The sequence below is a fragment of the Eisenbergiella sp. OF01-20 genome, assembly GCF_003478085.1.
Lineage (GTDB): Bacteria > Bacillota > Clostridia > Lachnospirales > Lachnospiraceae > Eisenbergiella.
In genome coordinates this window covers 140,906-161,637 of the sequence record NZ_QUES01000003.1, presented here as the reverse complement: position 1 = coordinate 161,637, position 20,732 = coordinate 140,906, and the positions used below count along the sequence as shown (strand labels likewise).

Below are 20,732 nucleotides of genomic sequence, written 5' to 3'. Positions count from 1 at the left end.
TTAATTTATATTTAGGAGGAATCAGCAAATGAGCGAAGTTATTGTTATCACATCCGGGAAGGGCGGTGTAGGCAAAACCACCACAACGGCAAACGTAGGAACCGGCCTTGCCATGCTGGATAAAAAAGTAATCATGATTGACACCGATATCGGCCTTAGAAACCTGGATGTGGTTATGGGTTTGGAAAACCGTATTGTATACAATCTGGTAGATGTGGTGGAAGGTAACTGCCGCTTGAATCAGGCTCTGATCAAACATAAAAAATATTCCAACCTCTGCCTTCTTCCTTCCGCCCAGACAAGGGATAAGGATTCCGTTTCCCCGGAACAGATGAAGGAATTAATTGACAAGATGAGGGAACAATTTGATTACATCCTGCTTGACTGTCCTGCGGGAATCGAGCAGGGCTTCAAAAATGCCATTGCAGGCGCGGACAGGGCATTTGTGGTAACCACCCCCGAAGTCTCCGCCATCCGTGATGCGGACAGGATCGTAGGCCTTCTGGAGGCTAATGAGATGGGCCGTATCGATCTCATCATCAACCGTATCCGCATGGATATGGTAAAGCGCGGGGATATGCTGAAGGTGGAGGATGTAAACGATATCCTTTCCCTCCCTCTCATCGGCGTGGTTCCTGATGACGAGCAGATCGTGGTTTCCACGAACCAGGGCGAGCCGCTGGTAGGCGGTGCGAGTCCCGCAGGACAGGCTTACCTCAATATCTGCAAACGCATCATGGGCGAAGAGGTCCCGTTCCTCGATTTGGATAAAAAGGGTATGTTTTCCAAGTTCAAGAGTATGTTTAAGAAAAATTAGGGGGGATTGTAACTATGGGATTAATGGATCTTTTCCGAAAGAAAACATCTGGGGATATAGCAAAAGACCGCCTGAAATTATTATTGGTATCCGACAGGGCCAGTTGTTCTCCCGAAATCATGGAACAGATAAAAAATGATATTATAGAAGTCATTTCCAAATACATGGATATCGATCCGCAGGGTCTGGATATCCAGATTACCGAAACGGAATCCGAATCCGGCAACGGAGTGGTGCCTGCGCTGTTCGCAAACATCCCCATCAAGGATCTGAGACACCGTTCCAAATAGGAAAAAGAATATCCCCGCCGGAATCCGCGCTTTCAGGGCACAGAGGTTCCAGTGGGGATTTTTTTACCCTTTCACGGATCCGATCATCATTCCTGTGGCAAAATATTTCTGTACAAACGGATAGACACACATAATAGGAAGTACGGCTATCATCATTGTGGCAAGCTGCAGGGAAGTGGAACTGACGCCGCCCATATTGGCAAGATCCGCAATACCGGAATCGGCGGCCAGGTTTTCCAGGGTTTCCTGGGATTTAATCATTTTCACAAAAAGGAAGGAAAGGGTGTTCATTTCCTCATTCTTCATGTAAAGCATGTTATCATACCAGGAGTTCCAGTTGAAAACAGCGGTAAAAAGCCCCACTGCAGCCAGAACGGATTTGGACAGGGGAAGGACAAGCTTAAAATAAATTGTCAGTTCCCGCCCTCCGTCAATCCGGGCGGATTCAAACAGACTTTCCGGAAGCCCCTTGAAAAAGGAAATAAATATCTGTGCATAAAATGCATTAAAAACACCGGGAAGTATGTAAACCAGAAAATTATTGACCAGCCCCAGGTTCCGGATAGTTAAAAATACCGGGATGATTCCGCCGTTAAAAAACATGGCAATCAACAGCAGGAGCATATAGAATCGGCGGAATTTCAGATAAGGCTTGCTGGCCGCATAAGCGAACATGGACGTGACCAGCAGGCTTAAAAAAGTAGCGAGCAGCGTGCGCAGCGCAGAAATCCCAAAGGCTTTCCAGATGGAACTGTTTTGAAACGCCTGGCTGTAATTATCCAGCGTAAATTTGCGGGGCCAGAAATAAATCCCTCCCATCATAGCGTCCTTACCGTCATTAAAGGATAATATCATTGCATTCCAGAACGGAAAGGCCATGATAAATATAAGGATGGCCAGAAGCAAATAAATGAGGATATCGGCAGCGCCGAATTTCTGCCAGGGCTTATGTTCATCTTTTTTCATGTCTGCCTCCTTAAAAATAACTTTCCCCGGTTGTCGCCTTGCTCACCGCATTTGCAGACAGGAGCAGGATGGAAGCCACAACGGACTGCAACAGCCCGATCGCGGTAGCATAGGAAAACCGGGCCATGGATATGCCGGTTTTCAGCACATAGGTATCCAGGATTTCTGCCTTAGGCTGGTTTAAAGAATTCATCAGATTATAGCTGATATCGAAGTTAGAGCCGCCGCGCAGCAGATTCCCTATATTGATAATGAGCAGGACCATAACCGTAGGCAGGATGGCCGGCATGGTGACATGGAAAATCCTGCGCAGCCTTCCGGCGCCGTCCATTACGGCTGCTTCCGTAACCTCCTGATCCACACTGGACATCGCCGCCAGATAAATGATAGAGGAGTAGCCCAGGTTTTTCCAGATATCCAATGAAATGGATATCCCCCAGAACGCCTTCGGTTCCCCCAGGAAAAAATAAGGTTCCTTCAGAATACCAACAGATATCAGGAAACCGTTTATGAATCCATTCTGCGGAGACAGCCAGGTAATTGCCATCAGGGATATTACCGACCATGATAAAAAATAAGGGAAATAGCTCACTGTCTGCGCCAGCTTTTTAAAACGGGCGTGTGTGACCTCATTCAGCAGCAGCGCAAAAAGAATCGGCAGCGGTATGGTAAAAAATGCTTTGATTACGGACAGGCCGATGGTATTCCAGAGAACCGGAAGAACATTGGGATCCGTAAAAAAGGCTTTAAAATGCTTGAGGCCGACCCAGGCGCTCCCCAGTATCCCACTGTTCATCTTATAGTCTTTAAACGCTATCTGTAACCCGAACAGAGGAAACAGATTAAACAAAATCAGTGCTGCCAATGCAGGAAGTACCATGAACTGCAGTTCCCGCTGCTTCCACAGCTCCTTCCAAAAGCCTTTGGAAGAAGCCTTTCTTTTTACAGAAGTCTCTTCAGGACTCATACTGCCACCTCCGTTTTTATGGGAAAGGCCTTTCCCGGGCCTTTCCCTGCCCTTATACGGGCATCCTGTCATTCAGATAAACCGAGCGCTTTCCAATACTCGCTGTTTTGGGTAAAATAGCTGCAAAGCTGATCGACGCCGGATTTGTTCATATCACTTATAAATTTATCATAAGCCGCCTCGAACTCCGCATCGCTGTTTGTCACGATTATGGCCGCGGCGCCGGATTTCCAGGTATCAAAGATTTGTTCCCTGAGCACCAGCTCATCCGTATCGGTGAGCGCATATACCAGATCCGAGAATCGTTCATTCTGCTGATGAGGCGTCATGATTTCAAAATCCCTGAGTGCGCCGGGATAGCTCTGATAGGTATTGTGGGCTCCGTATACAATCGCCCAGGTGGAGGTCAGCCAGGCAAAATCATAGTTGTAGACTCCCAGCTCCTTCTGCAGCTTTTCCATGCTTTCCCGCTCTGTTTCAATCTTTAATTCCGTCTCCCTGGGCCTGCCCTGTTCATCCTTTTCCCAGGTCAGTCCCTCCAGGCCGTAGCGCTGCAAAAGCTGCCCTTCATCACTTAACAGGAAAGCGATATATTTCAGGCAGCGGACAGGATCCTTTGCATCCTTTGTGATGAACACACCGTCATATCCTGTGCTGAAATAATCGTCGTGGATTTTCAGTTCTTCCGGATTTTTTCCTTCCGGCATAGGGAATTCAATCGTTTCATAGACCATCTGATCCATAATGCCGGTCATCTGGAGAAGCGACCAGTAATAGCCCACATAGCTGATGATGTCCTGTTCTTTCATGGAAGCATGCTGCTGATCCGTCTTGTACGCGAACATTTCCGGATTGATCAGCCCGCTCCGGTACCAGTCATTGTAGGTTTTCAGCGCTTCCTTATAATACGGCTGCATGAAAACCATCTCCACCTGATCGCCGTTATAATGGAAGTAATTATTATCCGCGCCATACATTCTGGCCAGTACATTTAACAGGGAACTGGAATTCCACGGTGTATTAATCATGTAATCCCAAATGGGATGATTGATTTCCGGATGCTTTTCTTTGATCTGCAGAACAACATTTTTATAATTTTCCAGGGTACTCACATCCGGCCGTCCCAGTTCATCATAAAAATCCTTGCGGATGGAAAAGCTGACCGGCCCCCTGGAATTAAGAATCTGGTCGCCGTATTTGTTTGCATCACCGTAAAAGCTTGCCACACAGTAGAAATTGCCGTCCGCCTCCTGATAGATCTTGTCCATATCCTTGGGAAGTACCTCATAGAATTCCGGATAAGACTTGTCTGCCAGTTCATTTAACGGCACGGCAAATCCCTGGTCTACAAGAAGGGAACGCACCGGGCCGTTGGCTGCTGTAATAATGATATCCGGCAGCTTTTCACCGGAAGCCAGCAATGTGTTGATTTCTGTGTTATCCGTAGTGGTCGCATACTGCATTTCCACAGTCACGCCTGTCAGTTCCGTAATCCTTTGGGAAACGGGATCATCCCCCCACTTCCAGTCCGCCGGCATCGCCACGGAATTCTTGAAAGCGGTTATCGTAATCGGCTCCTCTTTCGTTTCTCCGCCGGGTGTGCTTTCCGCCCCTGCTTCACTGCCCGTTGCTGCACCGGCAGGTACGGATGCATCTTTGGACCGGTTCCCGCAGCCTGCCAGGCTTCCGGCAAGCATAATCATTGCGAGGGCTGCTGCTGCATATTTTCTGTTCATTCCTTTCTTCATTTGATTCCTCCCGGGGACATCCCCCTACAGCGGACCTTAAAACAGACTACAGCCCGCATCCTTAAAAAATTGTATTTTATCCTTCAATATTTCTTCGCTTACACCATAGTACCGGGCAAAACAGGTAATGCACAGACAGGAGTCCGCCCCCCGGTCTACCAGTCTCCTGTAAAGCCCGATTTCATCATGCTTCAGCTTCCTTCCGCACTTTTTACATTCCGGCATATCCGCTCCCTTCTTTTTATACACTATGCCGGCCGCTCCTATAGCTGGCGGGAAGCCGGCCTGCCGGTCCAAATCAGCCTGACTTTATATAAACGGCAGTCATGTGCCGGTACACGGGCGCGGTAGAAATCACGGAAAATCCCCATATCCTCGCCGGTGAAAACGTCGGTGAACTGCAGACTGCAGCCGCTGGAGATATCAATTCCCCAATTATAAAACTCACTGGGGATATTGGCTTCCTGATCCCCGAAATTAAAATATCCCGCCGCATAGTTCCCGTCTGCCAGATGTTTCAGGAGGACAATATGCTCCTGTGCACATTCCGGACGCTGAAGTGCCTGTCCATGGATATAGGGAGGACGTACCTCCGGATCCTGATCGATTGCCAGGAGTTCCCGATTGGTCAGAAGCGCCAGCGTATCCGGGGAAAGATCCCGCACATCCGCTCCTATCATCAATGGTGCGGAAAGCATACACCAAAAGGCAAAATGCTGCCGGTATTCGATATCACTGCAGCCGTCCGCGCCAAGGGCCATACAGCCCTTTCCATGAAGCCCCACGATCAGCATGTCCAGATCGTTGAAGCAGCCGGGTGCCGTATAAGGAAGATTGGAAAGCTGGCTCAAGGCAATATTTTTCATGGACTGGTATGAATCCATGATGTCGGTTGTGGAACGGAACATATGCGCCCCGGTGGAACGGATCCATTCCGTAGTATTGTCCTTCCCCCAATTGCAGGCGGAAAACAGGATATCCCTTCCGGCGGCACGGAGCGCCATTCCCATCCGGTTGTACAGCATCGGGCCGTCTGCAAGAGCGGGACGGAAGCAATAGTCATATTTGAGATAATCCACCCCGATATCGGCAAAGAACCGGGCATCCTGGAACTCATGCCCGAAGCTTCCCGGATAACACATGCAGGTCCGCACGCCCGCGCAGGAATACATTCCGAATTTCAGCCCTTTGCTGTGGACATAATCCGCAACCGCTTTCATGCCATTGGGGAATTTGGTATAATTAACCTTCAGCCTTCCCTCCGCATCCCTTTCCCGTTCAGCCCATGAATCATCGATTACCAGATATTCATATCCCGCCTTCAGAAGTCCCTGGTTGACCATGGCATCCGCAGTTTCCATGATTGTTTTCTCATCAATTTTGTCCATAAAAGTATTCCAGGAATTCCACCCCATCGGTGGCTTTGTAATCAGCAATATGCCCACGCCCCTTTCTTTATTCCTGTATGATAGAACTAATGTTAGCAGATAGATAAGGCATAATCCACGTATTATTGTTGCAAATTGCTGTAGCAATGTTGCAGTTTTTCAGATTTGGTTGTGGAGGGGATGTGAAAATGATATAATTTTTTATGAAAGAGAGGCATTCTTATGTTATATTCCTGGCCCGTTCATGTATCTTTGGAAATTCATCACTGCGGGAGTGAGCATTGCCTTCCGGGGCACAGCTACGGACCTGCGGTGCGCCACCATTACCTGATCCATTATGTTGTTTCCGGAAAAGGTGTTTTTTGTATGGAAGGAAATACATACCATCTGTCGGCGGGACAGGCCTTTTTGATCCCTCCGGAAAAAATGATTTCATACCGGTCGGATGAGGAGGAGCCCTGGATTTATTCCTGGATAGGCTTCAGCGGGGAAGGATGTGAGGGACTGCTTTCCAATATCGGCCTTTCCTGTGAAACGCCGGTTTGCGACAGCATCAATTCCCGGCAGGCGGGCATCTATATGGATGCACTCCAGGCGGGCGCTGAACGAAAAGACGGCCGTGAATATGCGATGCTGGGGAATTTTCTGCTTTTCCTTTCCGCACTGGATACCAGAAGCAGGGAGGAAGAAAAGGAATCCCTGAGCAACTACGCGGCGAAAGCAACCGAATATATCGCACGGAATTATGCATATGACATTTCGGTGGACGATGTCGCGCACCATGTGAATATCAGCAGATCCCACCTTTTCCGTATTTTCAAGGAACAGCTGGGCGTCTCGATCCAGCAGTATCTGGTGAACATCCGGATTTCCACCGCCGCGGACATGCTGTCCACAACGGATTATTCCATTCAGGAGGTCTGTTTTTCCTGCGGATTCAAGGATTGTAATTATTTTTCTAAAGTTTTCATAAAGCAAAAAGGGCTGTCTCCGACCCAATACCGGAATCAATACAGGATCCGGCATTATGGTTATAATTCCCAGCCGGGATAAGCATATTCCGTTATACAAAATGCATTGGTAAAGCAGAAATCCTATGTTATGGCCGTCGGGTCCGTTTCCGATTTTCCCGCCGCTTAGAAAAACTTTAGAGAATAAAAACGTATAATGGAAAAAAACGGGATTCCCGGACATACTTTCGTAGTATGCGTACATAACCGGTACAGATAGGAGAAGATATGAAAAGAAAGGGTAACCGCCCGGAAGGTTGGCGCATTTCCTTCGCTGCGCATAAAGAAGTGATTCAGAAATACAGAAATCGATGGATACTTTGTATCATGCTGCTCTTCACACTTACGGCAGGCTGCGGCAGCAGCGTCTCCGGGACCGGTACAGCCCCCGCCGGGACAAGCCCTTCCCTGACGCAGGAAGCTTCGGACGCCGCCGCTTCTTCTTCCGCCGCACAAACCGATGCCGCCCTCCCCGGAGAATCCGCCGTCCCGCTGAGGGAAACCACCTCCCAGCTGGCCGGCAGCGCCGATCCCGATTCTCTGTTTTCGGGCGCCGATCTGGAAGGTTTTTTTATAGAAACGGCGGACGGCGGGTTCCGGGTATCCGTGGTTACCAAAACCTATGACAAAACCACCGGCCTGATCGAAGTGTCCTCCGGGGACGAGGAAGCCGCCGTAAGCTACAGCAGCTCCACCCTCTTTCAGCGTCTGGAAATGGACCGTGCCACGCAGACAATGAATTCCCTGAAAAACATTTCCGCCTCCGACCTCTCCAAAGACGACAACCTGCTTATATTCGGCACCCAAAATAACAATGGATGGCAGGCAGACAGAGTCATTGCCGTCCTCTGGAAATAAGGATACCCTCAGGCCTTCCCCTGCAAAAAAGCGGCTTCCTTCAGCATGAAATACAGCGAAGTCATCCCCGCCCCGGTAGCCCCCTTCGATTCAAAAGCATAGGAAGGCATATCACACCAGGCCGTACCTGCGATATCCAGATGGATCCAGGGCTTTCCTTCACAGAACTCCCGGATAAACAGCCCTGCCGTAATCGTACCGCAGCAGTCCGCCCCGGTATTTTTCACATCCGCCACATCGCTCTGTATCATTTTCCTGTGTTCCCTGCCAAAGGGAAAGCGCAGGTACTTTTCTGCGGAATGGACAAGCCCTTTCTCAAACATCCGGTAAAAGGAGTCGTCATCGGACATGGCGCCGGCAATGGTATACCCCAACGCATTCCAAACCGCCCCGGTAAGCGTGGCAATATCCACAATCCTGGTAATGTTCTCTTCCCGTATCCCATAGCTGACCGCATCGGAAAGCACCAGCCGCCCTTCCGCATCGGTGTTGAGGATCTCAATGGTCTTTCCTCCGTAGCCGGTGATGACATCCCCGGGAAGGAAAGCGGACTGGGAAATCCGGTTCTCGCAGAGAGGCAGGCAGGCGGTCACATTCACCTTCAGCTTTGCAGCAGCAGCCGCATGCATGGCTCCGGCCACCGCCGCCGCACCTGCCATATCCCCTTTGATGCCCGCCATGGACTTGCTCCCTTTCAAACAGTAACCGCCCGTATCACAGGTAACCCCTTTTCCGATAAGGCCGTACACTTCCTCACTTTCCGGGTTTCCCCGGTAGCGCAGGATCAGGAGGCAGGGCGGATACTCACTGCTGCCGCCGATCCCATACAAGGCCTCCATGCCCATAGCGCGCAGCTGCCCGTACACCAGCGTCTGGGCCTCTATTTCCACATCCTGCACAAAACCCGTAATCCGCCGGTCAAAATCCATAGGCCGCAGGTGATTCCCCGGCGTATTCACCATATCCCTGGCAAACCGGATTCCCCGCACCAGCTCCTCCGCTTCCGCAAGAAGCCCCTCCATATCCTCCAGCCCGTTCACCCGTTCCAGCTGAAAACGGCAGGGCGCGCCTTCCTCTTCTTTCCCGGAAAAGGAATAACTGTAGCTTCCCAGCTCAAGGCCCAGCACACTCTGGGTCACCGCGTCCCTTCCCAGGGCATCCACGAACCGGGAAATATCCACGGAACATTCCTTCACCTTCCCTTCCCTGCATTTCGATGCCGCAGCCGCCAGGATTTCCTTTACCTCCAGAAGCCCCAAATCCTTTTCTTTGCCGCAGCCCACCAGGAGAAAAGCCTGCCCCGGGTGAGGCACGTACAGGGTTTCCAGATATTTCCCTTCAAACACTTCTTCCAGACCCAGCCGGTAGCTGCGGATATGCCCGTCCTTTTCCCAGGCAAAATCGATAAAAAAATGGGCATGCTTTCCTTCCGTTATACTTACCAATTCCTTTTCCTCCTCTAAAGAACCGTCCGATTCCTAACCGTTCCGGCCGCAAACTACAGCATGCGCCCGAAGCTCTTGCCGACCACGTTGCTGGCCTCTGCGATAATAATCAGGGCCGATGGATCCACCCGGCGTATTTTTTCCTGGATTTTCATACAATCCGCTTTTCCTGCGGCTCCCAGAATCACCCGCTGGGTTTCGCTGGTATAACCGCCTTCCCCCTTCAGGATGGTTATTCCCTTCTTTTCATCCAGGAATACGCAGCGCACCTTATCCGTACATTCGCTCACCACAATAATCAAATCCCTGGAATTGGCCTGGTTCACCAGCTTATCCATGAAAAGGCCGGAAACATACACGGTGATCACCGCATACAGGATACTGTCGATGTTCCGGTATACCAGACCGGAGGCCAGGACAATGATCATATTGATGGCGGAAACAAGCGTCCCTACCTTTAAATGGGGGAAGTATTTCTGCAGGATGAGTCCAATCATGGTAATCCCGCCGGTATCCGAGGTCCCCAGGTATACCATGGCGAGTCCGCAGCCCATAAAAGCGCCTGCGAACAGGGCCGCCAGCAGGGCGTTCCCCTGATAATGGGGAAGTACCGGCGCCAGCAGGTCCGTCATCAGGGAAAGAAGCACAATGCTGGCCGTAGCCTTTGCCACAAACCGTCCGGGAAAAATCCGTTTCCATAAAACAACGGCGAGTATGGGAAAATTGAACAGGGAACAGAACAACCCCATAGGGAACCCCGTCATATAATTCACCAGAATGGCAATACCGCTGGCACCCCCGGGCGCTATCTGCGCCGGCGCCGCAAAGCTGCGCATCCCCGCCGTGTACAGGAAAATACCCGCCACATTCAACAGTATAACCGCTTTCGTATCTTTTTCCTTCATACCTTTATCCCTTTACCAGAAGCTTGTGCATCAGATCCACGCTGCCCACATTATAGCCGCTGCTGCCGTAAATTCCTGTCATTCCGCCCGTTGTCACCACCAGCAGCGGAAGCTTCTCCGGATCCACATACATTCTTCTGGCAACCGGCTCGGCCGTATCACCTTCCGTATCAAAGACTACGGTAATCCCCGGTATCTTCTCCAGCGTCCGTTTGACCGTGGCATTGGAAAGCGCCTCTTCGCCTGCCAGGATAAAAAGAAGCTTCGCCTGTTCTGCAGCGGCCTTCCAGTCCTCCGCCCGGGCTATCAGCTCATTCAGCACATGCTCCGTAGGCTCCGCTCCTTCCTCCAGAAAGAAGAACACGCCGCTGCCTCCGCCCATGATATCCGCCGCGCTCCGTTTTCTCCCGTCCCTGTCCGTCACTTCAAAATCCGGGATTTCGTTTCGCACCAGCATATCCTCCATACCGGCTTCCCGCAGGCTCATGAAAATTTCCTTTTCCTCCCCTTCCTTCAGAGTGAAAATCCGCCGGGAAGTATACTGGTTCCCATTCGGCATACGGGAGGCGGTAAGCAGCCGGTATACACCTGCCTCCAGGGAAAGCCTGTACGCAGGGCCTTCCCATCCCATTCCTTCATAATCCAGCGTGGTAAACTGCATACCGTCCAGTCTGCCGATAGTCCAGGTCTGGTAATAAATCCATTTCCTTCCGTCTTCCACCCGGAGCGTCAGCCCCGCTTTGCTGTCCGCCCCGGCTGACCCGGCCATTTCTTCCTGTTTTCCCGGCACAAGAAAGCCGTCCCCGCACAGGTATTCCGCCTCCTGCGTGACCCGGTTGATCCGGGCCGGAATGCCCAGTGTCCGGCAGATGGCCACAAAAAGGATTTTCCGGCTTAACGCATTCCCCTGCTTCAGCTTCAGGCACCCGGAGGGCGTGGCGCAGATCGTGCGGTAATCCTGTTCCGGTTCATAGGCTATATTCCGGCAGATATATTCCTGTATTTTTTCCGGTTCCTGCGCAAATGCGGCCTTCTCCCCATCCGTAAAGTAACGGCTGATAAAGCTTCTATACGGTGTGAGCTCTTCGTAATACACCCAGGGGCACAGCAGATACTTCCGGTAGGTTTCTTCCTCCCATGCTTCCCGGAAGGCCCCGGCATACTGCAGCGCATCTTCCAGGACATCCGCCTTCGCATCCTTGCAATCCTTTACGCGCAGGCTGTGAAGAAGGGCTTTCCGATCCGGATTCGTGTCCCGTTCCAGGAAGCGGTAAAGCTCCCCGAAATTACCTGCCGCAAGGCGCAGCCGTTCCTTTTCCCCCGGATATTTATCCGCCGCTTTTTCGTCATAATACGCGTTGATCCGCCGCTCCCGCAGCCGGTTTGCCGCCGCAAGCTTTTCCCGTCTGCGCTGCTTCTGCTCCGGTGTCACAAGCCCCGGATTCACCGGATAATCCGCCGGCGCCTTCACCTCTTCCTGCTCCCATACGTCCCGGATCCAGTCCGTTTGGGACAAATCCGTATCCAACCTAAGCGCCGCCCGTTCCTGCACGGCTGCGGATACCAGGGCTTCCCCGCACCAGCCGTTTAGCATGGCCCGGATCCGGATATCCCCAAGGCCCAGGGTAAGCCGTACCTCCCCCGCCTCATCCGCAGTCAGGACGGCCACGCTGCAATACTCCGCCATATTCAGTATCTCAAAGGATACCTCCGCCCCTTCTGCCGGTTTTCCTTCCGGATCCGTAACGGATACGGTAAGGTTTTTGGTTCTGGCGTAAGTTACGGTATTGTTGTAAAACCAGGTCACCCCTTCCTTCCCGATACAGGCTTCCCCTTCTTCCGTAAAATCGGAAAAGCAGCGGCTGTGTACCAGCAGCGCACGGCTGGAGGCATTGGAAAACCAGCCCTTATTCAGAATTTCCTCCGGCTCACAGGCCCCAAGGAAATACCAGCGCCCATGAAGCCATACCTCCACCCAGGCATGGTTATCGTCACAATGGGCCCATCGGGGGGTATACACCTGACGCGCCGGAATCCCCACACTGCGGAAAGCCGTTACCGCAAACGTGGATTCCTCCCCGCACCGTCCCTTTCCGCTCCGGTACACCGTCATGGGAGAGGCCGTGCGCATGTCCGATGCCTCATAAGCGGCATTTTCCGCACACCAGTAATTGATGGCAAGCACCGCCTCCGCCGGATCCTGGCAGGATGCGATTCTGTCCTTCAGCTGTTCATGGAAAAAAGCCCTGTTCCCGCTGATATCCTCGGAATTGATCCGGTAATACAGAACATGGTTGACAAAAATATCCTCCGGCAGATCCGCACACCATTCCACATGTTCCCGCAGCCATATGGCGTGTTTAACAAAGCTTAAAAATACCCGGAATTCATATTCCCCCGCGTCCCTGAGAGGCATGGTACCGTAAAAAAACCGCATCAGCACCTCCTGTGCCGGCGTACAAAGCCGGAAGCCCTCCTCCAGTTCCTCCCGGATCCCCTTAAGATACGGCAGTCTTTCCTCATATTTTCTGTCTGCATACTCTTTTAAATGGTTTGAAAACATTCCTCTGTCCCTTTCCCCGTTTCTATTTTTGACATACCCATCATCTGTTGTCCAGTCCTTCCGCATAATAACTCGGCGCCAGCCCCATAACCCGTTTAAACGCCCTGCGGAAGGAAAAATCACTGCCGTAGCCCACAGCCTGGGCCACATCCTTTACAGGCACCTGGTTTTTCAAAAGTTCACAGGCTCTCTTAATTCTTTCATTTTCCAGATATTCACTGAAGCTCATGCCGAACAGGGTCTTAAACTGTTTATAAAGCCGGTTTTCCGGCAGCTCCAGTTCCTCCGCCAGCTGGCTGAGACAGAATTCCTGCCGGCTGTACTGTTCCTCCACTGCCCCCCTGATGGATTCTTTCAGCACATCCGCCTCCCGATCCACCTTTTTTTGTTTACGGCCGGATATCTCTTCCAGAATGGAAATACAGATCCTGGCAATTTCCTCCAGGCTTTCCGCCCGGTTTATCCCGTCCGCGGACACGTCACAGGTATCCTCCTCCTCCTTCAGCGCTCGCAGGACCGTAGCCCGCACCAAATCCGTCAGATACCCGGCCATGGTGACGGAAAGCTTCCGGTAGGTAAAGTTTTCAAAAGCCAGCACCCGGAAAATATCCTCGATTTCCTCCCGGTTTCCCTGACGGATGCTTTTCACCAGAAGAAGCTCCGTTTCAATGGGGAAAAAGAAGCTGTCCGTCTGCTTTGGCATCTCTTCCTTGCTCATCACCGTACGGATGTCATGGAATGCCAGATATTCGGTCACCTCCCTGGCATCATCATAGGAAGTGGCGATTTCCATACGCTCCGTCACATTCCTTCCCAGGCCCACATAGGTTTCCAGTTCCTTTTCCATGAGAAGCTTTTCCCGGAAATCCGAAAGGATCCCGCCGATGGTTTTACGGGATCCGTCCCTGCTCATGGGAAATACCATGGCGAACCGGAAGGGATCCACTTCACAGCAGCAATTGGCGATACCGATTTCTTCCTGTACATACTGCCTGATATACAGCCGCAGTTCATTCCACAGGTTAGGCTCCTTGCTGGCGGCCCCGCTGCGCAGCTGCACCACTGCCGCACAATAGCAATCCCCTTCCAGCGTGATATCCCCGCTTCTCAAATCCGCATTCAGTTCCTCCCCCGACGCATACTCTCCCAGAAGAAGCTTACGGATCACCGCCGTATGCATAAAGTTCTTCTGCAGCTTCAGAGTGGTCTGCAGGTTCGCCGCGCTGTCAAGCAGATAGGGCACGCCTTCCCAAAAGCTCCGGACAGGCTTGCCGTTCCCCTGCGCGGTACCGAATTCATCCTGATACCGGCTGAAGGAAAGCACCACATTCCTGCGTTTCCTCCACAATCCGATGCACACGGACAGCCCCGCGAGAGTGGCGGTCACACACAGCGCCACGATCAGATATTTGATGGAACCGATCTGCCCCAGAAGCGTCTTTTTAGACAGAATGGACACATAACGGTAAGGAGATCCCGGGCTTTCCACCGCACAAAAAATATACTTCTCCCCATGCAGGGAAAAGCTTCCTTCTTTTTTCCCGAGTATGTAATCCATCGGCAGCTCGTCCGCCGATACGTTACAGCTTTCCCCGGTTATCACTTTCTGGAAACACTCCCCCTCCCTTTCCCTATCCAGCATGAATGTAATTCCGTCCCCATGTATCAGGTTCGTCTCCAGCTGCCTTTCAATAATCATATCATTGAGCACCACCACCAGCGTCCCCTCCGGGTTCTCATAGCCGCTGAAGGGAAAGGACTGGGCCACCATCAGCTTTTTATCCGCATTCCCCTCATCCCTGAGACGCAGCACATCCTTGCTGTATACATTCCCCCGGAACAGATCCAGCAGCTCCTGATAGCTTTCGCTTCCCAGCACCCCCACGGAAGCATACCCCCTGTCATCCGCCGGAACCACCACCTTATCCATAACCAGATATTCCCCCTTTTCAAAAAAGAAATAAATCTTGTCGATGGCGGCATTAAACATGGAGTAATCCGACAGGGAACGGATATACAGATACATATCGTAATAATCCTTTTCCTGCCGGATCTTGCTGCAAAGCTCCCGCAGCTCCGGGGAATTGCTGATATAGCCCCCCATATTTCCCGCTTCCTCAATACTCCTGTTCACCTCCAGAGCCGTCATATTCAGCGTGGTGAACATCTTTTCCTTCTGTACGGACAGAAGCAGGCTGGTAGCCGTAAAATAAATGATAATAATAGCCAGCAGAGGGGCTGCCAATATGGAAAGATACGAAATCAGCAGATTCATGGATAACTGGTTCACTCGTTGTTGTACAGTTCTTTTCACAGTAACTCTCCCATTCTTTTCTATCCTTTGTACGGCTTTCTCATCTACCGTTTATTATACTATAAGAAAAAAGAGATTACTATAAAAAGCGTGATGTGCGGATGGGCCTGCTATATCCTATATGTCCATTTCCACCGCAAGCACGTAATCCGTCTCATCGGGAAGCCGGGGATCGGGGCCGAGGGAGGCAAATACAATATCCGAATAGTCGCTGTGTACCCAGCTGGCGGATACCGGGATTTCATGGCCGTCCGCGAGCGCCCTTATTTTTTTCACCCGGGATTTATCCAGGCCCAGAAGAGGGACCGGCCCTATGGTGTTTTCAAACATATGGAAATAATAAATGTTTCCGTTTCTGGTGACCCGGCCGTAATCGGGTTTGGGTACATCCGCAATGCCGCAGCCGTATATGCTGTCTTTGTTTTGTTTCATCCAGTGTCCGATTTCTTCCAGGATCTCCACGGATTGGGGAGGGAAATTACCATAGGCGTCCGGGCCTACGTTGAGGAGCATGTTCCCGCCTTTGGAAACGCATTCCACCAGCTTTTTGATAAGCATGGAGGCGGGCTTGTAAAAATAATCGGTGCCGCAATACCCCCAATGATTGTTCATGGTGACACAGGCCTCCCAGGCCAGAGGGTTCCCTTCTTTGTCCCGGAGGCCGGCGGGGGGAATGATCTGTTCGGGGCTGACAAAATCCCCGTGGTAGGGAGTGGGATTACATTCCGCCAGGGAACCCATCCCTTCACCGCTGACCTCCAGGCGGTTGTCCACGATAACCTGGGGCTGGAGGGTGCGCACCATGTCCATAAGCCTGGAGGCCCCCCAGGTTTCCCCGCGCATATCGTCATAAGAAAAATCAAACCAGAGCAGATCCAACTGCCCGTAATTGGTGCAGATTTCTTCCACCTGGCGGTGCATATAATCCACATACCGTTTAAAATCCCGATGATCATTTCCACATTCGGGATGGCTGCGCATGGGATGGTTTTTATCCCCGTAGTGGGGATAATCCTCATGGTACCAGTCGAGGAGGGTAAAATACAGCCCCACCTTCAGGCCTTCCGCCCGTACGGCATCCACATATTCCCGGACCAGATCCCGTCCTGCTTTTGTGTTGGTCGCTTTGTATTCGGTGTATTTACTGTCAAAGAGGCAGAAACCGTCATGATGCTTTGCGGTGAGCACCATATATTTCATACCGGCCTGTTTTGCCATTCTTGCCCATTCCTTTGGTTTAAAATCCCGTGCGTCGAATTCCTCAAAATATTTCTGATAGTCTTCTATGGTCATTTCCTCAGTGCTGCGTATCCATTCCCCTCTTGCCGGAATGGAGTACAGCCCCCAGTGGATGAACATACCGAATCGGGCTTCCCGGTACCACTCCATCCGCTTATCATATTGTTCTCTGTTAAACTGATACATCGCGTTCCTCTTCCTTTCGTCTGCTTGATTTATCATCCTTTCACCGCACCGATCATAACGCCTTTTACAAAGTATTTCTGTACAAAAGGATAGATACAAAGAACCGGCAGGGAGGCCACCACGATGGTGGAATATTTCAGCAGATCCGTAAGGCCTCTCTGCGCCGCAATCGCCGAAGCATCGCTTATCATGGTGTAATCCACCTGATTCAGGATCAGGATATCCCGCAGTACGATCTGCAGCGGTACCAAGGTCTGGTTTTTCAGATAAATCATGGCGTCAAAATAGGAATTCCATTTGGCAACCCCATAATACAGGACGAGTACGGCAAGGATAGGTTTGGACAAGGGGACCACGACTTTAATCAGATACTTAAAGGGGGTACAGCCGTCCAGCTGTCCTGCCTCATAGAGTTCGTCAGGTATGGAATTGACGAAATAGGTACGGCAGATAATCATGTTATAGGTGGACATGGCGGAAGGGATGATCATAGCCAGTCTGGTATTCACAAGCCCAAGGCTGTTTACCAGCATATAGGTGGGAATCAGGCCGCCGCTGAAATACATGGTGAATACAAAAATCATAGCTACCTTGTTGCGGGCAGTAAATTCTTTTCTGGACAGCGGGTATGCGCACATCACGGTCATGACGATGTTAACCAGCGTTCCCACAATCATATAGAAAAAGGAATTGGCGAAGCCGGTGAGGATATTCCGGTTCTTAAAAACAGCCTCATAGCCGCGCAGCGTGGGGCGCACGGGAAGGAACCACACCTCATTGCTGATGACCGCCTGGGGATCCGAAAAGGACGCGCTTACAATATAGACCAGAGGCAGAAATACCACGAGCATGATAGCCGTCAGCAGGATGTATATCAGAATGATAAAGATTTTGTCTCCCAAAGGAGCTTTGCCGAACTTTTTTATTTTATCTCCCATAATGCTCCCCCTTACCACAGACTGGTTTCCGTAATTTTTTTGGACAGCTGGTTCACCACCACAAGCATAATAAAGCTGACCAGCGACTGGAACAGCCCTGCCGCCGTGGAGAAGCCGTAATCCGCATTCACCAGGCCGACCTTATACACGAAGGTGGCGATCACTTCGGATTTTGCCAGGTTCATGCTGTTCTGCATGAGGAATACTTTATCAAATCCGATATTGATCATATTGCCGCAGGCGAAGATCAGCATGGTAACCACGGTGGGCCTGATTGCCGGCAAATCCACATGCCAGATTCTCTGAAGACGGCTTGCCCCGTCCACAATAGCCGCTTCCTTCAGCTCCGGGCTGACCCCGGAAAGAGCCGCGATATAAATGATGGCGGAATAACCCGCGGTCTGCCAGACGCCGCTCCATACATACAGGCTGCGGAAAATATCCACATCCCCGAAGAAATTCACCGGTCCGGCCCCGAACAGACCCAGCAGCTTATTGATGATGCCAATGCGCAGATCCGTCATCTGCATGAGCATGCCGACCATAACCACGGTTGAAATAAAATAGGGGGCATAGGTAATCATCTGCACCGTTTTCTTGAATCTGACCGCTTTCACCTCATTCAACCCCACCGCCAGCAGGATAGGAATGGGAAAGCTGGCAAGCAGGCTGTAAAAGCCAAGGATCAGGGTATTGATAATTACCTTGGAACTGGAGGGTGACATGAGGAACTGTTTAAAATACTGAAGTCCCACCCAGTCACTGCCCCAGATACCCTTGCGGATGCTGTAGTCCTTAAACGCCAGGACCACGCCTCCCATAGGGATATAGGCAAACACAATGGCGTACAGCAGCGGCACGGCAATAATTGCCCAAAACTGCCAGTTGGAATTCTTTATTCTGTTTTTTTTGGTTGTGCTTCCTTTACTTGAACCTGTTTTCAAAGCGTCCCTCCTCCTTAAGCCTTAAGAAGGCGCCCCCCTTTTTGGAGGCGCCTTCGCTCCCGACATCCGGCAGCGCCGTCTGGCTAGTGCTTATTATTTTGAGCTCTGCCTGTCATATGCCGTCTGGTAAACCTCCAGCAGCGTAGGCAGCCCTACGTTGTCGAATCCTTTGACATAGGAATCCCAATCCTTGTCAAAATCTTTTCTTCCGGTAATAAAGGCAACCTTGTTCTCTTCAATATAATTTTCCACTTCCACGCCAATGGTCTGAATCTTTGTGGCTTCCTCATCAGTCAGCTTCAGATAAGGCAGTACATCCCAGTCGCCTTCCTTCTGTGCATAAGGCTCCATTTTTTCCTTCGTGGCGTCATACAGAAGCTTTTCCAGACCCACGGAGGTTCCCACATCCACATTCTGATCCGTGCTTTCACCCAAACGGAATTCCGCCGGGAAGTATTTCACCTGGACATCCTGCCAGTCATGGTTCTGGGCCTCACCGGAATAGGGGTTCATCACTTCATATAAGGCGTCCTCCCCGTTCAGGCCCTTCTGCCCTTCCGGATTGAGAACCCAGTCGGTACCTTCTTCCGCCCCGTACTGGGAAGAAAGGGCGCCTTCGGTGGTAAAGAAGTAGTCGATCCAGCGCAGGGCCGCTTCGGGATATTCACACTTGTCGGTCACGAAGAAATCACCTTCGCCCAGGCCTGCATATTTCATGTAGGTTGCGAGCCTTGTTCCGTCAGGTCCTGCTATAGGGGCCATAACCTGATAATGTCTGTAGGTTTCATTGTTATTGTCCGCGTCAAAATGATTGGAAATCGTTCCGCAGGGCAGGAACAGGATAGGCTCTCCCTCCTGGTTTGCCAGAGCGCGCAGCTGCTCCTCTGTCTGGGTAAAATCTCCGTCGTAAATGGCACCCAGCTCATACAGGCTGTTCATATATTTCAAAGCTTCTTTATATTCATCGGTATTGCAGATGGTCCTGACCTTTCCTTCCGGATCCAGGCCTACCTCAGCACGGTAATCCTGTGACTTGGAAGGGGAAAGGATAAAGGCGTTGGTCATCCACTCCTCAAATCTCGCATGCCAGCCGTCCTTTGCACCGCCTACCGCGATGCCCGTAGGGTTGATTTCCAGGAATTTCTTACATGCTTCATAAAATTCGTCCGTTGTGGTGGGAACCTCCATTCCCATCTTGTCCAGCCACCAGGTATTCACCCACATTTTCTTGGCGTACATGCAATGGTAGCATTCGTTCAGCCCGCAGATGGCATAAATATGGCCGTCCGTCTGTCTGGTGGCATCCAGGTATTCCCCCATGTTTGCCACATAATTAGGCATATTTTCCTCAATCAAATCATCCAGCTGCAGCAGTATGCCTTCCTTTACGCCGTATTTTGCCTGGCTGGGGCTGGCAAACATAATCATATCCGGGTAGTCCCCCGTACTGAAAGCCAGATTCAGCTTAGTCTCCCAGTCATCCCTGCTGCCGGTCTCAAAATTAATCTTGATTCCCGTCTTTTCTTCCATAAATTTGGTAAAATCATTGGTTGCAAAATCTTCCACGTTGGGCATGGATACACAGAACAACGTCAGTTCTATAGGTTCCGTTACGATAGGATAAGTTCCTGCCTCCGTTAAAATACCGGTAGATCCGGATGCCGCCGTCTCCTGACTGCCGCCCTCCGCTGCCGTTCCTCCTGTTTCTGATGTCCCTTTGCCGCCGCAGGCCGCCAGGCTGAAGGTCATCAGCAGGCAGAGCAGCAATGCGGTTGCTTTTTTCATCTTTTTCATCATACTCCCTCTCCTTCCCCTAATTATGGTTAGTTTTATTTGCCGAGCCTATAATAATTTGTGCATCTTGTATGGCTCATGATTATAATATCGTTTTTCGCCTGCAATCACCACGCACAATTCTTATTTTGACCAGACAATTTTATGCAAAACGACAGGGAATGCCCATTTTACAGGCATTCCCTGTATATCTTACTTCTCTGTACCGGACTCCATTGCTGCGCTCCTGTGCTTCCCGGTTTTCCCGTTGGGTGTACCTATGCTTCTTCCTGCCGATAATTGAGATATCGCAGGGACACCGGAATTAATTGACACCCTTATTTTTGTACCCTACAATGAAAACATACAGAAAATAAAATG

Annotated in this window: 17 protein-coding genes; 4 read left to right on the top strand and 13 right to left on the bottom strand. The window is 51.0% G+C overall.

From position 1 onward, the window contains the following. Positions 1-28 precede the first annotated feature (28 nt). Together minD and minE are read left to right on the top strand one after the other, a co-directional pair. On the top strand, positions 29-817 hold the full coding sequence (gene minD, locus DXA36_RS06150) for a septum site-determining protein MinD (RefSeq protein ID WP_118677374.1): 789 nt from the start codon (positions 29-31) through the stop codon (positions 815-817). Between the two features lie 14 nt (positions 818-831). Further along, entirely contained in the window at positions 832-1,107 is a 276-nt protein-coding gene (gene minE, locus DXA36_RS06145) for a cell division topological specificity factor MinE (RefSeq protein ID WP_118677372.1), read from the top strand. A gap of 63 nt (positions 1,108-1,170) precedes the next feature. Here the strand turns inward: minE and DXA36_RS06140 are convergent, their stop codons facing one another. From DXA36_RS06140 to DXA36_RS06120, 5 genes are all read right to left on the bottom strand, one after another. After that, positions 1,171-2,073 carry a carbohydrate ABC transporter permease gene (locus DXA36_RS06140; protein ID WP_118677370.1) on the bottom strand — a complete coding sequence of 301 codons (903 nt, stop codon included), beginning with the start codon at positions 2,071-2,073 and terminating at the stop codon, positions 1,171-1,173. A 10-nt stretch (positions 2,074-2,083) separates the two neighbouring features. Further along, entirely contained in the window at positions 2,084-3,040 is a 957-nt protein-coding gene (locus DXA36_RS06135) for an ABC transporter permease (RefSeq protein WP_182478956.1), read from the bottom strand. 68 nt (positions 3,041-3,108) lie between these two features. Then, positions 3,109-4,788 carry an extracellular solute-binding protein gene (locus tag DXA36_RS06130; RefSeq protein ID WP_118677365.1) on the bottom strand — a complete coding sequence of 560 codons (1,680 nt, stop codon included), beginning with the start codon at positions 4,786-4,788 and terminating at the stop codon, positions 3,109-3,111. A 36-nt stretch (positions 4,789-4,824) separates the two neighbouring features. Then, positions 4,825-5,037, bottom strand: coding sequence for a hypothetical protein (locus tag DXA36_RS06125; RefSeq protein ID WP_147366550.1), 213 nt, complete (start codon positions 5,035-5,037; stop codon positions 4,825-4,827). 14 nt (positions 5,038-5,051) lie between these two features. Further along, positions 5,052-6,203: a glycoside hydrolase family 27 protein gene (locus tag DXA36_RS06120; protein WP_118677361.1), complete on the bottom strand. Its 1,152-nt coding sequence runs from the start codon at positions 6,201-6,203 to the stop codon at positions 5,052-5,054. A gap of 195 nt (positions 6,204-6,398) precedes the next feature. Between DXA36_RS06120 and DXA36_RS06115 the strand changes: the two genes are divergently transcribed. Further along, positions 6,399-7,229 (top strand): AraC family transcriptional regulator, encoded by an 831-nt coding sequence (locus DXA36_RS06115; RefSeq protein WP_118677359.1) that lies wholly within the window; start codon positions 6,399-6,401, stop codon positions 7,227-7,229. 185 nt (positions 7,230-7,414) lie between these two features. Continuing rightward, on the top strand, positions 7,415-8,044 hold the full coding sequence (locus DXA36_RS06110) for a hypothetical protein (protein WP_118677357.1): 630 nt from the start codon (positions 7,415-7,417) through the stop codon (positions 8,042-8,044). An 8-nt stretch (positions 8,045-8,052) separates the two neighbouring features. Here the strand turns inward: DXA36_RS06110 and DXA36_RS06105 are convergent, their stop codons facing one another. From DXA36_RS06105 to DXA36_RS06070, 8 genes are all read right to left on the bottom strand, one after another. Then, a complete protein-coding gene (locus DXA36_RS06105) occupies positions 8,053-9,489 on the bottom strand; it encodes a leucyl aminopeptidase family protein (protein WP_118677356.1) in 1,437 nt (478 codons plus the stop codon). A gap of 53 nt (positions 9,490-9,542) precedes the next feature. Further along, positions 9,543-10,394 (bottom strand): YitT family protein, encoded by an 852-nt coding sequence (locus DXA36_RS06100; protein ID WP_118677354.1) that lies wholly within the window; start codon positions 10,392-10,394, stop codon positions 9,543-9,545. 4 nt (positions 10,395-10,398) lie between these two features. Then, positions 10,399-13,023 carry a transglutaminase-like domain-containing protein gene (locus tag DXA36_RS06095; RefSeq protein ID WP_243114580.1) on the bottom strand — a complete coding sequence of 875 codons (2,625 nt, stop codon included), beginning with the start codon at positions 13,021-13,023 and terminating at the stop codon, positions 10,399-10,401. Then, entirely contained in the window at positions 12,998-15,271 is a 2,274-nt protein-coding gene (locus tag DXA36_RS06090) for an AraC family transcriptional regulator (protein ID WP_147366549.1), read from the bottom strand. The genes DXA36_RS06095 and DXA36_RS06090 overlap by 26 nt, the downstream gene beginning before the upstream one ends. Positions 15,272-15,388: 117 nt before the next feature. Then, positions 15,389-16,732: an alpha-L-fucosidase gene (locus DXA36_RS06085; RefSeq protein ID WP_118677350.1), complete on the bottom strand. Its 1,344-nt coding sequence runs from the start codon at positions 16,730-16,732 to the stop codon at positions 15,389-15,391. After that, positions 16,729-17,634 carry a carbohydrate ABC transporter permease gene (locus tag DXA36_RS06080; RefSeq protein WP_118677348.1) on the bottom strand — a complete coding sequence of 302 codons (906 nt, stop codon included), beginning with the start codon at positions 17,632-17,634 and terminating at the stop codon, positions 16,729-16,731. Before DXA36_RS06080 ends, DXA36_RS06085 begins: the two co-directional genes overlap by 4 nt. A gap of 11 nt (positions 17,635-17,645) precedes the next feature. Next, positions 17,646-18,578 (bottom strand): ABC transporter permease, encoded by a 933-nt coding sequence (locus DXA36_RS06075; protein ID WP_118677346.1) that lies wholly within the window; start codon positions 18,576-18,578, stop codon positions 17,646-17,648. Positions 18,579-18,671: 93 nt separating this feature from the next. Continuing rightward, complete coding sequence (locus DXA36_RS06070) at positions 18,672-20,375, bottom strand: extracellular solute-binding protein (RefSeq protein ID WP_243114578.1); 1,704 nt, start codon at positions 20,373-20,375, stop codon at positions 18,672-18,674. Between the last annotated feature and the right edge of the window lie 357 nt (positions 20,376-20,732).

Coding starts and splice junctions, on each gene's coding strand:
- minD (WP_118677374.1), top strand. CDS start 29: ATGAGCGAAGTTATTGTTATCACATCCGGGAAGGGCGGTGTAGGCAAA.
- minE (WP_118677372.1), top strand. CDS start 832: ATGGGATTAATGGATCTTTTCCGAAAGAAAACATCTGGGGATATAGCA.
- DXA36_RS06140 (WP_118677370.1), bottom strand. CDS start 2,073: ATGAAAAAAGATGAACATAAGCCCTGGCAGAAATTCGGCGCTGCCGAT.
- DXA36_RS06135 (WP_182478956.1), bottom strand. CDS start 3,040: ATGAGTCCTGAAGAGACTTCTGTAAAAAGAAAGGCTTCTTCCAAAGGC.
- DXA36_RS06130 (WP_118677365.1), bottom strand. CDS start 4,788: ATGAAGAAAGGAATGAACAGAAAATATGCAGCAGCAGCCCTCGCAATG.
- DXA36_RS06120 (WP_118677361.1), bottom strand. CDS start 6,203: ATGGGGTGGAATTCCTGGAATACTTTTATGGACAAAATTGATGAGAAA.
- DXA36_RS06115 (WP_118677359.1), top strand. CDS start 6,399: ATGTTATATTCCTGGCCCGTTCATGTATCTTTGGAAATTCATCACTGC.
- DXA36_RS06110 (WP_118677357.1), top strand. CDS start 7,415: ATGAAAAGAAAGGGTAACCGCCCGGAAGGTTGGCGCATTTCCTTCGCT.
- DXA36_RS06100 (WP_118677354.1), bottom strand. CDS start 10,394: ATGAAGGAAAAAGATACGAAAGCGGTTATACTGTTGAATGTGGCGGGT.
- DXA36_RS06095 (WP_243114580.1), bottom strand. CDS start 13,023: ATGCGGAAGGACTGGACAACAGATGATGGGTATGTCAAAAATAGAAAC.
- DXA36_RS06085 (WP_118677350.1), bottom strand. CDS start 16,732: ATGATAAATCAAGCAGACGAAAGGAAGAGGAACGCGATGTATCAGTTT.
- DXA36_RS06080 (WP_118677348.1), bottom strand. CDS start 17,634: ATGGGAGATAAAATAAAAAAGTTCGGCAAAGCTCCTTTGGGAGACAAA.
- DXA36_RS06070 (WP_243114578.1), bottom strand. CDS start 20,375: ATGATGAAAAAGATGAAAAAAGCAACCGCATTGCTGCTCTGCCTGCTG.